Annotated in this window: 13 protein-coding genes; 6 read left to right on the forward strand and 7 right to left on the reverse strand. The window is 51.7% G+C overall.

The window, feature by feature from the left end; genetic code table 11:
* Positions 1 to 22: 22 nt before the first annotated feature.
* Positions 23 to 481, reverse strand: coding sequence for a type II secretion system major pseudopilin GspG (gene gspG / locus GXB78_RS26085; RefSeq protein WP_024013159.1), 459 nt, complete (start codon positions 479 to 481; stop codon positions 23 to 25).
* A 148-nt stretch (positions 482 to 629) separates the two neighbouring features.
* On the opposite strand from gspG, the gene gspI reads away from it, so the two are divergent.
* The gene (gene gspI / locus GXB78_RS26090) at positions 630 to 1,016 is read left to right on the forward strand and encodes a type II secretion system minor pseudopilin GspI (RefSeq protein ID WP_329517584.1); all 387 of its coding nucleotides are present in this window, start codon (positions 630 to 632) and stop codon (positions 1,014 to 1,016) included.
* Between the two features lie 366 nt (positions 1,017 to 1,382).
* Here the strand turns inward: gspI and GXB78_RS26095 are convergent, their stop codons facing one another.
* Complete coding sequence (locus GXB78_RS26095) at positions 1,383 to 1,742, reverse strand: DUF6124 family protein (protein ID WP_329517585.1); 360 nt, start codon at positions 1,740 to 1,742, stop codon at positions 1,383 to 1,385.
* Positions 1,743 to 2,257: 515 nt separating this feature from the next.
* Between GXB78_RS26095 and GXB78_RS26100 the strand changes: the two genes are divergently transcribed.
* Positions 2,258 to 2,779 carry a hypothetical protein gene (locus GXB78_RS26100; RefSeq protein ID WP_329517586.1) on the forward strand — a complete coding sequence of 174 codons (522 nt, stop codon included), beginning with the start codon at positions 2,258 to 2,260 and terminating at the stop codon, positions 2,777 to 2,779.
* Between the two features lie 164 nt (positions 2,780 to 2,943).
* Here the strand turns inward: GXB78_RS26100 and GXB78_RS26105 are convergent, their stop codons facing one another.
* The 4 genes from GXB78_RS26105 to GXB78_RS26120 form a co-directional block, all read right to left on the reverse strand.
* On the reverse strand, positions 2,944 to 3,303 hold the full coding sequence (locus GXB78_RS26105) for a DUF6124 family protein (RefSeq protein WP_016774969.1): 360 nt from the start codon (positions 3,301 to 3,303) through the stop codon (positions 2,944 to 2,946).
* A 398-nt stretch (positions 3,304 to 3,701) separates the two neighbouring features.
* A complete protein-coding gene (locus GXB78_RS26110) occupies positions 3,702 to 4,088 on the reverse strand; it encodes a hypothetical protein (protein WP_408005159.1) in 387 nt (128 codons plus the stop codon).
* Complete coding sequence (locus GXB78_RS26115) at positions 4,085 to 5,233, reverse strand: hypothetical protein (RefSeq protein WP_329517588.1); 1,149 nt, start codon at positions 5,231 to 5,233, stop codon at positions 4,085 to 4,087. Before GXB78_RS26115 ends, GXB78_RS26110 begins: the two co-directional genes overlap by 4 nt.
* Positions 5,234 to 5,626: 393 nt before the next feature.
* Positions 5,627 to 5,986, reverse strand: a complete 360-nt coding sequence (locus GXB78_RS26120; RefSeq protein WP_329517589.1) for a DUF6124 family protein — start codon at positions 5,984 to 5,986, stop codon at positions 5,627 to 5,629.
* A 1,051-nt stretch (positions 5,987 to 7,037) separates the two neighbouring features.
* On the opposite strand from GXB78_RS26120, the gene GXB78_RS26125 reads away from it, so the two are divergent.
* Entirely contained in the window at positions 7,038 to 7,796 is a 759-nt protein-coding gene (locus GXB78_RS26125; protein WP_329517590.1) for a hypothetical protein, read from the forward strand.
* Position 7,797: 1 nt separating this feature from the next.
* Positions 7,798 to 10,275 (forward strand): DEAD/DEAH box helicase, encoded by a 2,478-nt coding sequence (locus GXB78_RS26130; RefSeq protein ID WP_329517591.1) that lies wholly within the window; start codon positions 7,798 to 7,800, stop codon positions 10,273 to 10,275.
* A gap of 163 nt (positions 10,276 to 10,438) precedes the next feature.
* Here the strand turns inward: GXB78_RS26130 and GXB78_RS26135 are convergent, their stop codons facing one another.
* Positions 10,439 to 10,870: a type II secretion system protein N gene (locus GXB78_RS26135; protein WP_329517592.1), complete on the reverse strand. Its 432-nt coding sequence runs from the start codon at positions 10,868 to 10,870 to the stop codon at positions 10,439 to 10,441.
* A 120-nt stretch (positions 10,871 to 10,990) separates the two neighbouring features.
* Here GXB78_RS26135 and GXB78_RS26140 point away from each other — a divergent pair, with 120 nt between their 5' ends.
* Entirely contained in the window at positions 10,991 to 11,437 is a 447-nt protein-coding gene (locus GXB78_RS26140; protein WP_073471095.1) for a GspH/FimT family pseudopilin, read from the forward strand.
* Complete coding sequence (locus GXB78_RS26145) at positions 11,434 to 12,042, forward strand: prepilin-type N-terminal cleavage/methylation domain-containing protein (RefSeq protein ID WP_329517593.1); 609 nt, start codon at positions 11,434 to 11,436, stop codon at positions 12,040 to 12,042. Before GXB78_RS26140 ends, GXB78_RS26145 begins: the two co-directional genes overlap by 4 nt.
* Positions 12,043 to 12,737: the final 695 nt, after the last annotated feature.

The raw sequence follows: 12,737 nt of genomic DNA on the forward strand, positions 1-12,737 counted from the left end.
GAACCTGTGTTCACGGCCGGCCTTACAACTGCCAGGAACCAATATCGGCATTCACGCCATCGCCGTCAGGCTGGCCATCGGCGCCGAGGGAAAAGATATCGACCTCACCATTCGCGCCCGGGTTGAGGTACTGATAAGGCCGGCCCCACGGGTCGTTCGGCAAACGCTCCAGATACGAACGCCAGTTGCTGTTCTTCGCATCCGCCGGCCGCTCGACCAACACCTTCAGCCCCTGATTCATGCTCGGATACGTACCGTGATCGAGGCGATACAACTTCAACGCCTGCATCAGCCCACCAATATCCTGCTTCGCCGCCGTCGCCCGCGCCTGATCCGGCCGATCAAGCACCTTGGGCACCACCATCGCCGCCAGAATCCCCAGAATCACCACCACCACCATGATCTCGATCAAGGTAAAACCCTGTTGACTACGCGGCATGCGCGGCGACTGACTGAGCGTGTTCAAAGGTGCGATATCCATCTCGACATTCCCTGGCTTGACCTGATTTCGACGCGCAGTGTTGCAAGAAGATATGTCAGGGATGTTGAAAATCCTCGGGTGTTTCCGTCGTCAAGCCGTCAAGGACGGGGGTTAGCGTCGAGGGCTGGGTTTTGGTTTTGGGCCATGTATGCGCGCGCGAACGCGAGAGGAAGGATTCACCCTGATTGAAGTGCTGGTGGCACTGGCAATCATCGCCGTCGCCATGTCAGCCGCCGTGCGTGTCGCGGGGTTGATGACGCAGAGTAATGGGCTGTTGCGGGATAGATCGATTGCGCTGATTGCGGCGCAGAGCCGGATGGCTGAGCTGCGCCTGGAGGGGCGATTGCCGAATGGGGTGAAGGCTGTTGAATGTGATCAAGGAAGATTGTTGTTGCGCTGCGAACAGGTAATCGCCAGCGCAGAAAATGGACGGCTGCTCAAGATTGGCATTCAGGTATTCGACCGCAACCAAGACGCCCCGCCATTGGCCAGACTGGAGACCTTGTTGTCACGGCCGGGAAGCCCCTCACCCTAGCCCTCTCCCGAGGGAGAGGGAACCGATACGGGGATGTTCGAGAGATACGCCGACCTGAACGCATCGCTCTGAATCCAGCATTGCTGAAGCCCAGCAAAGCCATAATCGCTAAGGTCTTCCAGGTCGATGTATAACGCAAAACACTTCGGTCGGCTCCCTCTCCCTCCGGGAGAGGGCTGGGGTGAGGGGCTTTTCTGCCGCGGTGCATAAACATCACAAATCCACAATCAACGCGGTCGTCCAAGTCGATGTAAACCGCAAGACACCTCGGTCGGCTCCCTCTCCCTCCGGGAGAGGGCTGGGGTGAGGGGCTCTTCTGCCGCACCTAAAATCCCAAGGCCCAGCGCCGGAACAAGGCCAACGACATCACCCCGCCACCTCCAAATTATCCATCACCCGATTCACCGCCAGCTCCCCCAGCATGATCAGTTGAGCAACCCCCAACAACGCCCGACGCTGCGGCGCTGGCAGCAAACTGGAAATGTCCTGAGCAATCGTCTTCGCCGAAGCAAGCGTTTCACTCGCATCGGCCAGCAATTCTTCATTCTTGGTATCCGCCGTCACCGCATACATCCCACGCGCCTTACGTGGCGGCGGCAGGAGATTGTTTGGCGACAGGTAATGATCGAGCGCGCGGTCAGCGGCTTCGTGGAGTTTGTTGGAGTCGAGGGATTCGTAGGGAGACGTGGGATCGGTTTCGGGTGGGCTGGGTGTTGGTTTGATCATGGTGAAGCTCCTTGATGACTGGAGCCGCCACCGTTCGCGGTCAAACAAACAGGGTGGCAGCTGTACGCGGGTTGACCGACCGGACATCAAGGAATCCGGCACACCCGAAGGTGTCCCACGCACAGCCACCGCAACAGAAATTCAGACAATGTCTGAATACGTGCAGAACGCTGGCGCGCCTTGATATTGAGCGGACGGTCAAATCCGATCGCTGATTCGTCAGCGACCGCACCACAATAGAACTCGCCCCCAAGGCGCACAAGCCGGCGGATTCTGGCGTAGCTGTAGGCAAAGGCGCAAGGATATGTAGCCTAGGAGCGTGACAGGGCATGTCTTTTTAAACACTAGCGTTTAGCGCGACCTCATTTTGTCACGTCTTCACTGATAGATCTGGTCCATCCGTGACCGCTTGAACGGCCACTCAAGCCTGATAAACAAAGGGCGCTCCCAACCAAAAGCGGACGTTATGATATTTGTGTAGTATCTGCCGCTTGCCCACCTGAACGAGGTGCCTGATGTCTGGCCGCTACTCGAAATCCTCTGCAAGAGCTGCCCTAGATCTGCAAAACGCACGTGTACTTTTGGGAAAGCGGCTGGGCGCGCTGCTGCACGACCAATACTATTTCAACGGCGAAAAAGATCTCGGAGACATAGGCGCTCTAGATTGGCATTTTGGCGACGGGGAAATTCTGTCCATGTATCTTTTGAATGATGGCCAGAGTGTAGGCGCGGACTCGGTGCCATCTGACACGCCAGCTCCCTTCGAAATAGAACCGAACGTGACCTATTCATGGAAGAGAGAAAACCTGCTCGCAGGCTCGTCAGCATCCCATCTCGAAAATAAGAGAATTTGCTCAGTGGAGGGAATTCTTGACTCATCGACAGAGCACGATCCATGGCTCGCTGGATTCAGAGTCAAGTTCGAGACCGGTGATTACTTGATTTACCTTAACCGAGGCGACAATGCCGTCGTCTTGATTAATACGCTACCGCCGACTAGCTCGGGCCTCGAAACTTGCTTCCTGACCTCCCTGTAACAGAGAGCTGGAAAGGAAGCGGTCGTTTACGAAAAAAAGGGACGGATTTATTCTAAAAAAATTGATCCGTCCCATTTGTTCTCAAAACCGTGTGAGAGCGAGCGTGCTCGCGAAAGCCCCAACGCTAACGCCAAATCAACCCGCCGGCGGCCTAGCACATCACATCACCCCGCCACCTCCAAATTATCCATCACCCGATTCACCGCCAGCTCCCCCAGCATGATCAGTTGAGCAACCCCCAACAACGCCCGCCGCTGCGGCGCTGGCAGCAAACTGGAAATGTCCTGAGCAATCGTCTTCGCCGAAGCCAGCGTTTCACTCGCATCAGCCAGCAGTTCTTCATTCTTGGTATCCGCCGTCACCGCATACATCCCACGCGCCTTACGTGGCGGAGGCAGGAGATTGTTTGGCGACAGGTAATGATCAAGCGCGCGGTCGGCGGCTTCGTGGAGTTTGTTGGAATCGAGGGATTCGTAGGGAGACGTGGGATCGGTTTCGGGCGGGTTGGGTGTTGGTTTGATCATGGTGAAGCTCCTTGATTATCGGAGCCGCCACGTTTCGCTGCGAAACGAAGAGAGGTGGCAGCTGTACGCAGGTTCGCAGACCGGGAATCAAGGAACCCGGCATACCCGAAGGTATCCCGCGCACAGCCGCCATAAAGCATCACTGCCAAAAATGACAACGAACTGGAGCGCTGTGCGCCTTGATTGATCCGGGCTGCGAAACCCGATCGCCGATTCGTCAGCGACCGCACCACAATAGAACCCGCCCCCTAGGCGCACAAGCCGGCGGATTCTGGCGTAGCTGTAGGCAAAGGCGCAAGGATATGTAGCCTAGTAGCGTGACTGGAGATGTCTTTTTAAACGCTGGTGTTTATCAAGGGCAACCATGCCAGCGTTGGGGACTGCAAATTACAACAGGGCTAAACAAAACCTGACTTCACAGCTATACCAAAGCAGATCATGACCAATAACAGACCAATCACGCTCCATTGCAGCACGGCGAGCTTTCGTTTCAGTGGAGCTGGAAAACGGGCTAAATCTTCAGAACTCAGCTCGCCTCTTTTCAAATAAAATCTTGGAAAAGTAACAATCCCTGAAATGCCCCCGACGAGCAGAAGCTTACCCCAAGGCCCACCATGCCTAAGGGGAGCGCGAGACATAATGGCTGAGCAATTTTTCAGATGCTCCAACATCAAATCCACCTTTGTATAAGCCAAGTGCAAACAAACGCCTATCCAAAGAATAAGCCCTGCTATATCAGCGACAGCAATGGCCAGAAGCACCTTATCAACCAACGTCATACTCACTTCACTGCCTCATAGATCTTCTCACCAGCCCATTCGCTGGTAGCGCCTCCGAGGGCGCCACCAGCATATGAGCCCGCTGCGACAACAATAACGCCGCAGGCCAAAGTTGCCATGCCGCCTGTAGGTACACCCAAGCCGACACAGATAATTCCAGCCGTGGAGCCGGTCAAAAACGCACCGGCAGCAGCTCCGCCGGCTACTCCCCCGATGAAACTACCGCCTTCGGTATATTTGATCTTCTCGCAGGCATCTGCATCGCCTGCCGCACAGACTTCCTGAACCTTCATATAAGACGCGCCACCGCCTACGGCTGTGCCGATCCAACCGCCGTACTTTACGACCTTGGCTGCTCTGGCAACACCTTCCGCGTGCGTGGCATAACCCGGAATCTGTCCCGGCGCGCCAGCCAAACTCCAATGATGAACCAGGCTTTTGCTGGATATTCCGAGGGCTGACTTCAGGCTTGGATGATCAGGGAAGCCGATGCCCTTTCGGGTCAACCCGTTGAGCTGTCTATCGAGCTTGGCAAACAGTCGAGCGCGCTCAGCGAAGAACTCTGAGCTGCGCAAGTGACCGTCACGCTGAAAACTTTTCTGATGCAGCGTTTCGATTTCCGTCAGCGACGTTTTCACGTCTTCCAGGTTCTTGGCAAAGATCGATTCACCAACGCCGATTGAGGTTGAGCCTTGCGAAAGGGCGGATTCTATCTGGCTCCGATACTGAACCATGAAGCTGGCTTCTTCGTCGCTCATGGGGTTGAGTGCCGCATCCACTTTCTGTGCGGCTTCCATGAGCAATGCTTCTTCACGAGTGCACTGAGGATTGTTCGGATCGCTCAGCACAATGAGCTGACCGGGCTTGGCATAGCCAGTGACGTGAGGGTTGAGGCGCGTGAATTTCTCAAGCGTTGCACCATCCGGCTTGTCGAACAACGCCGCCTCCAACGCAGAGCGCGGCATGACTTGTTGAACGATGTAGAACCCTGGTTCCGCCGGCGCCTTTGCAGCAGCCGGTTTTTCCGCTGGAGCCTCAGGATATTCCGCCCAGTACTTCGCGTGCAGATCGACCGGTTCTACGCCACGGTAAATCTTTTTTCTTGGTGGGTTAGGCAGTGCGGGCCTGGGCACGTTTCCATATTCACTCATGACTCATCCTTGTCCATTTCGGGAATCTCGACTTGAGAGTTCAACAGCCTGACGCTATCGAAACGGCCAAGTGCTGGCTGTAGGACAAAGCCTAAAACGCTGTGCCCAAACAGCTGATTCCTTTTATTCGCTGGGTGCGCAGGATAGCTGGTGAGTGCACATGGTTGTATGGCAGCGAATGGCCATCGGCGGCGTTACTTTCTGGCTTGGCTGCGTTGATTGCACCTCACAGCCAGTAACGGCGGGCGCTCTCGGCCAAATGGGTAAGGGCTGAGTCAGGCATTCAAAACGGACTGTTTCATTCAAAAGCAACACAGTAACTGTGGGCGAGCCTGCTCGCGAAAGCGCCAGCACTAACGCCAAATCAACCCGCTGGCGCCCGCGCACATCACATCACCCCGCCACCTCCAAATTATCCATCACCCGATTCACCGCCAGCTCCCCCAACATGATCAGTTGAGCAACCCCCAACAACGCCCGCCGCTGCGGCGCCGGCAACAAACTGGAAATGTCCTGAGCAATCGTCTTCGCCGAAGCAAGCGTTTCACTCGCATCAGCCAGCAGTTCTTCATTCTTGGTATCCGCCGTCACCGCATACATCCCACGCGCCTTGCGCGGCGGAGGTAGGAGATTGGGTGTCGAGAGGTAATGATCTAGCGCGCGGTCGGCGGCTTCGTGGAGCTTGTTGGAAGCGAGGGATTCGTAGGGAGACGTGGGATCGGTTCCGGGCGGGTTGGGTGTTGGTTTGATCATGAGTGAATCTCCAAATCATAGAAAAGGAGCCATCATTTTTTCGCTACCAAACGAAGGGGGTGGTGGCCATACGAAGGTTGGTAGACCGGTGACTTGGAAAACCGGCGCGCCCGAAGACGCCCTGCGCATGGCCACCATAAAGACACAGCCCCAAAAAGGACTGAATCGGGTGACGCTATGCGCCAAGTCTAAGCCGGGCTACCAAACCCGATCGCTGATTCGTCAGCGACCCGACCACAATAGAACCCGCCCCCAAGGCGCACAAGCCGGCGGATTCTGGCGTAGCTGTAGGCAAAGGCGCAAGGATATGTAGCCTGGGAGCGTGACCGGAGATGTCTTGTTAAACACTTGTGTTTATCAAGTGCTCGTTGCCTCATTTCACCTTGAATAGGTCCGGTTCCTTGAGGTAACAGCCATGCTAAATATCCTCACCTTCACCCAGCTACTAATCGTATTAACAGTACTTGTGGAGCGTCGACGCGTATCAGCGATGACAATGTTGTCGACGCTGACGTAAAGGATGGGCAGAGCCGCTGCTGGCCGTTAATGATTCCTCATCATCCATCGGGCTACCACTCAAGTGAGCTCTAGCAGTGTGCATGGCGCATTCGTACCACAGCGAATAATTTTTCCGATTTTCGGTAGAAATACTCCTCACGGGTGCATCTCATCACTGGCGGAACACTCCCCGCGCGGCAGGCAATATTATCGTGCCACTATTCGGATTTTCGCTACAATGTGGGCGTAAAAGAAATTTCTGAAGGATTAGAAAAATGGGATTTACCCCAGTCATTCACCAGATCTGCGGCAAGCTAGATCGGAGTTCTCCGATACCCATCTTGTTTGCCCGGCTGCAGCAGCCAAACCATAACCACATTGGCAAAGCTTCGTTGGAGCGACTCAATCGAATGCTCTGCTGGCGGGTCAATAAAAACCCGCACCGTTTTATTTTAAATTCTGTTGCTAACTCACTACTGACCTGCGAATTATTCGGGGCGAGGCTGTGGCAGTTTGCCCTAAATTACATAGCAACCAAACCCGGGTTATAAACATGATTCCTGCTTTGATAAAAGCGATATCTCCAACGCACGAACTACACGTTATCGATATAGAGTCGCTAACCATCCAGACAAGGAAGTACCTTGATGACTTCCTCGTTTCAATATGCGAGGGAAGCTCTGACAGCGAATTGGAACTCGTAAAATTAAGGCTGAGCAATTTTCTCGCAGACAAAGACGAAAGAACACGAATGGGAGCAACAGCTGAACTATTTGCCCATTTATATCTGCGAGCCACAGGCTATAAGCAGGAATTTCTTTTTTTCAATCTCGAAGAAGGCTCAATAAAAAAAGGATTTGATGGTTTTTTCTCTAAAAACTCGCAAACCTTTTTACTCGAAAGTAAATCTGGGTCTATCACAACAAAAAAAATAAGCCATAAAGACAAGCTAAAAAATGCTTATTCTGATTTGGAGAAATACGTTGCAGGCAAAAGCGAAAAGGGTAAAAACAACCCATGGAAAAACGCTTACAACCATGCATCGCACATTGATGTAGGGACAGAAACCTCAATACGAAAAAAAATAAAAGCGCTTCAAGATATGTTTGACAGAGGAACTTTTAGCAAGATAAATGAATTTAATATAATCACGTGCTCCACAATATTCTTGAGTGGAACATGGGACGCAACAGCAAGCTCTGACATATCGAGCGACAACAACTTCGTACTCGAATTCGAAGGGAAAACAACGAAAGCCATGTGCCTGACTAAAACCAGCTTAAATAGTTTTATCGCATACCTGGAGGAATAGAATGACTATTAGCCTGACTTGGCTTAAAGATAATGAGCTCTTTTCGCGAATCATGAGAAAAACCACTCTCAACATAAAACTCGACGAAAAAGAACTTGAATTCATTCTGAGTTGCGCAATCATTTTCTTCAATGAATATATTACTGACAAAAGAAAGTCTACGTACTTTGAAATTGCGTATTACATCACTCTAAAGTGCGCCATTAACAACAACTACTATCAACCATTACTAGATGCTAGCTCTAACTTTGGATTCTATCCAGTAGCACGTTACATATCGAAAAACAAGCTAACTGATAAGCTTACCAGCAACAATTTCGCTCTAGACTATCAACTGGACAGATTTACTAAGAACAACATAACCGAAACGTATGAGCAGAAAAAATACCGCGAACAGATAATCCAAAGCGAAAGCAAAGAGAATTGTTATATTGCCCCGACTTCTTTTGGGAAAAGCACGCTCATTATCGACATCATAAAATCGATCAATCCGAAGACCACCGCAATCATAGTACCTACAAAATCGCTACTAATCCAAACTTACAAGCTAATTAAAGCTCACTTCCCTTCCCGTCACATTATATTCCACGACGAGATGTACGACGGCAACAGCAACTTCATCTCTATATTCACACAAGAGCGCGCACTCAGACTTCTGAAGAACAGAGATATCTCTTTTGAATTATTAATAATAGATGAAGCTCATAATCTGTTTGAAATGGACGGACGTAGCATTTTACTTACACGATTGATTCGTAGAAATAGGCTAAGAAATCCGGAATCGAAAAATTATTATTTATCACCTTTAATATCCAACTCAGAAAATCTTAAAACGCATGAGAATCAGGAAATATTCGAGCGTCGTATCGCAAGCAATATCAAAGAGCCCGAAATCTACGAACTGAGGGCCGACGGCGAGCAGTATGCATACAATAGATTCTTGAACGAGTTCTATCCGTCTGGGCAGGAGTCAAGCCTAATTAGCTACATAACAAAAAACAAAAAAGAGAAAAATTTTCTCTATCTGAGAGCCCCCAAAAAGGTTGAGGAGCTTTCCATGCTACTCAATCGAGAGCTAGCTTATATAAGCTCAGATCTTCTGAACGAACTATCTGAGACCATATCTAACAACGTCCATAATGATTTTTACTGTGTTGAACACATTAAGAAAGGACTCATTTATCTGCACGGAAAGCTTCCAGACCTGATAAAAGAATATTTAGAACATAAATTTTCACATACTAACGAGCTAACATATCTCATTGCAAACTCTGTGATTCTTGAGGGCGTTAACTTACCCATTGACAATCTTTATATTCTGAACACATACGACCTAAATGGGAAATCACTAACCAACCTAATTGGTAGAGTGAATAGACTCAATGAAGTTTTCGATGACCGCTATAAATCGCTTACCAAACTTCTCCCACCTATACATTTTGTCAATTCCGACGAATTCAATCGAAAAGGTGGAAAAATGGAAAACAAAATCAGACTTTTAAGAAATGGAGTATTTAAGGACGATATTGAAAACCCGCTACTTCTTAGTTTTGACATTGATCGCGTCATTAGTGATCTAGATGCAGCACGAGAAAATCTTACACCTGAAGAATTTGACAAGATAGATACTCTTGAACGTCAAATTAATCAGCTGAAGCACTTGAAAAGCAAAGAGGACTTTTTGATATATGGTGAAGGAGTCGAGTCTAGCAAGGTAAAACACACGCTTATGGAGTCAGGAATTTCATCGGGGTATACCCATCCTGAGTCAATATTTAGCTTACTTGAACAACGCATCCAGACCATTCAAGCCACTGAGGAATGGGTGGCTGCCGAAGTTATCGACAAGGTGTACCTGTATTTCATTAAAGGTCTCGAAGATCAGATTTCAGATTTTTCCTTCCTCCGTCTGCAGCGTTCCAAAGCAAGAGACTTCTATAAATCATTTACTAGAAATTTGCACCGACTGAATCTTAAAGACCACTTATCAGACACGGTGGCATACTTCCACAGCATTAAAGCAAATGATAGCGGAAAGCAATTTTTCATAGGGACTTCGTACGGGGAGTTTGCTAAAAATAGTGCCGATGGAATATACGGAAGCAGCGTATATATAGACTTGTCAACGAAGACGGACAAAGAACTCGTAAACTTAGCCTTGGTAAAAATTAAAATAGAAAGCGACTTCGTTTCTTACAAACTAAATGAGTTCGTGAAAGCTTTATATGACTTGAAACTCCTTACCGAGAACGAATATAACCTCCACATATACGGAACCACCAAAAAATCAAACACTGAGTTTGTGAAACTTGGAATTAGCGGCTCATTGATAAACAAACTGGAACGAGACAAGCAGACCGATAACATCTCCGTAAGTGAGCTGGGCGAGGTGAAATACAACCAAAATTTTTCAGACTACGTCAGATTACAGGACGATCTCGTTCAATTTGAAATCCGAAAATATATAGACATTAGTTAGTCGTTATTTATTATTATCCAGCTGCTGATGTCGTCTCTACTTAGGGGCGACTACAAACTCTGAGATTATCACCTCCTTTTAAACCCACTCGACAGCCAACACGCAGCATGTGGAGAAACTTACTTTAGGGCATGGACGATTCGTTAACTACTTTTTCGAAAAATCATCGGCTTAGCAATCTCTGCAAAACCACCCCCTCCCCCAACCTCTCCACCCCCAATCTCACCCTCTCCCCCCCTCGCTCAATCACCACCCCATTCCCCTCAACCCCCACCAACTTCACCCCAACTCCAACCTTCTCCCCCACCAAAAAACTCCTCGGTGCGCCATCGTTCAAACTCAATATCGCCACCGTCCCACTCCCGCCCGCGATCACCCCGCTCACTTTGATATCCACCGGCGCAGTCTCATTGGAAAACCACTGCAACGCCGGGCTATCACTCCTCGCCGCCAGCACTTGCGGTGTCGCCGCTGGGGTGTGGGATTCCGCCGTGGTCAGCAGCAGCGACGACCATGTCGCGACGCCAACCAGGGCGGCGAGCAGTGCCAGGGCCTGGACGGTTTGCGCTGGGGTAATCCGTGCGGTGAATTTCATGGGTTGTCGCTCCTTGTTGTCCCTGTTGCCAGCCTACGCGGCAATTCTCTCCGTTTTATTTCACATGCCTTACATGTTCGCCGGGCACGATGGGGTGGGACGCCAAGGAGCGCGCGGGTGATGAGCAGGCAGCAGGGCTTTACGTTGATCGAGTTGATGGTGGTGCTGGTGATCATCGGGATTGCCAGTGCGGCGATCAGTTTGAGTATCAGGCCCGATCCGTTGCAGTTGTTGCGCAAGGATGCCGAGCGGGTTGCGCAGTTGCTGCAGGTGGCGCAGGCCGAGGCTCGTGCGGATGGGCGGCCGATTGTGTGGGTGACGGATGCCAAGGGGTTTCGCTTTGGGCGGCGTGGGGATGATGGCGTGGGGTTTGAGTCGTTCAAGGAGGATGCGCAGTTGCGCCCGCGTGCGTGGCAGAGCCCGAAGGTGGAGGTGCGGGTGGAGCCGCGGCAGACCGTGGTGCTGAATGCCGAGTGGATCAATCCGCCGTTGCGGCTGATTTTGTCGGATGGGGCCAATCGGCTGAGTGTGCTCCGCGATGGCAGTGGGCGGATCAGTATTCAATGAAGACTCAGCAAGGGTTCACTCTGATTGAGGTGATGGTCGCGATTCTGCTGATGGCGGTGGTGAGTCTGATTGCCTGGCGCGGGCTGGACAGTGTGACGCGGGCCGACAGTCATTTGCAGGCCAGCAGTGAGCAGAGCGATGGGTTGTTGCGGGTGTTGAATCAGTTGCAGCGGGATGTGGACATGCGTGCGGGGGTGGAGTTGAGTGAGCCGCGCAAGGTCGGGGCTGAGGATGAGGCGCCGACCGCGCCGCCGGCGGTGACGGTGCGCAGTAGTGACAGCAAGGGGTTTCGGCTGGACATTATTCGTAGCGCGGCGGATCAGCCGGGGGCTTTGCAACGGGTTCGGTGGTGGGTCAAGGGGGATACGTTGTATCGGGCGGTGGCTGAGGCGCGCAGTCGCTATCCGTTGCCTGCGCCTGGGAATGGGGTGGCGGTGTTGAGTGAGGTGAGTGATGTGCAGGTGCGGGTTTGGGAGGTGGATAAGGGATGGCGGCAGTTGAGTGGCAATCGGTGGGAGGATCCGTTGGGGTTGGAGATTCGCTTGAGTCGGCAGACGGCGCAGGGGGTTGAGCGGTATCGGCAGGTGATTGAGTTGTTGCAGTAGCCGAGATAACCGCAGCTTTTTGTAGGAGTGAGCCTGCTCGCGATTGCGGTGGGTCAGTCGATGAAGATGTTGGATGGCCTGGCGCTTTCGCGAGCAGGCTCGCTCCCACAGAAAGCAAGAGCAAGATCAAAGATCGCAGCCTTCGGCGGCTCCTACATTGGGATTGGGTGTAGACAGTTGTGAGATTGGTCGGCTGTTAGGCCGTCATCGCTGGCAAGCCAGCTCCCACAGGGATCGAATGCGACCGGAAGATATTGGTCAGTTGGGAAACCGCTTTCGCGAGCAGGCTCGCTCCCACAGAAAGCAAGAGCAAGATCAAAAGATCGCAGCCTTCGGCGGCTCCTACATTTGGATTGGGTGTAGGCAGTTGAGGATTGGGTGGCTGTTAGGCCGTCATCGCTGGCAAGCCAGCTCCCACAGGGATCGAATGCGACCGGAAGATATTGGTCAGCTGGGAAACCGCTTTCGCGAGCAGGCTCGCTCCCACAGAAAGCAAGATCAAGATCAAAAGATCGCAGCCTTCGGCGGCTCCTACATTGGGATTGGGTGTAGGCAGTAGTGAGATTGGTCGGCTGTTAGGCCGTCATCGCTGGCAAGCCAGCTCCCACAGGGATCGAATGCGACCGGAAGATATTGGTCAGTTGGGCAACCGCTTTCGCGAGCAGGCTCGCTCCCACAGAAGGCAAGAGCAAGAT

Source organism: Pseudomonas moraviensis subsp. stanleyae, from assembly GCF_036283065.1.
GTDB classification, from domain to species: domain Bacteria; phylum Pseudomonadota; class Gammaproteobacteria; order Pseudomonadales; family Pseudomonadaceae; genus Aquipseudomonas; species Aquipseudomonas stanleyae.

Excerpts from the sequence above, each read along its gene's own strand:
- gspG (WP_024013159.1), bottom strand. The coding sequence starts at position 481 with ATGGATATCGCACCTTTGAACACGCTCAGTCAGTCGCCGCGCATGCCG.
- gspI (WP_329517584.1), top strand. The coding sequence starts at position 630 with ATGCGCGCGCGAACGCGAGAGGAAGGATTCACCCTGATTGAAGTGCTG.
- GXB78_RS26095 (WP_329517585.1), bottom strand. The coding sequence starts at position 1,742 with ATGATCAAACCAACACCCAGCCCACCCGAAACCGATCCCACGTCTCCC.
- GXB78_RS26100 (WP_329517586.1), top strand. The coding sequence starts at position 2,258 with ATGTCTGGCCGCTACTCGAAATCCTCTGCAAGAGCTGCCCTAGATCTG.
- GXB78_RS26105 (WP_016774969.1), bottom strand. The coding sequence starts at position 3,303 with ATGATCAAACCAACACCCAACCCGCCCGAAACCGATCCCACGTCTCCC.
- GXB78_RS26115 (WP_329517588.1), bottom strand. The coding sequence starts at position 5,233 with ATGAGTGAATATGGAAACGTGCCCAGGCCCGCACTGCCTAACCCACCA.
- GXB78_RS26120 (WP_329517589.1), bottom strand. The coding sequence starts at position 5,986 with ATGATCAAACCAACACCCAACCCGCCCGGAACCGATCCCACGTCTCCC.
- GXB78_RS26125 (WP_329517590.1), top strand. The coding sequence starts at position 7,038 with ATGATTCCTGCTTTGATAAAAGCGATATCTCCAACGCACGAACTACAC.
- GXB78_RS26130 (WP_329517591.1), top strand. The coding sequence starts at position 7,798 with ATGACTATTAGCCTGACTTGGCTTAAAGATAATGAGCTCTTTTCGCGA.
- GXB78_RS26135 (WP_329517592.1), bottom strand. The coding sequence starts at position 10,870 with ATGAAATTCACCGCACGGATTACCCCAGCGCAAACCGTCCAGGCCCTG.
- GXB78_RS26140 (WP_073471095.1), top strand. The coding sequence starts at position 10,991 with ATGAGCAGGCAGCAGGGCTTTACGTTGATCGAGTTGATGGTGGTGCTG.
- GXB78_RS26145 (WP_329517593.1), top strand. The coding sequence starts at position 11,434 with ATGAAGACTCAGCAAGGGTTCACTCTGATTGAGGTGATGGTCGCGATT.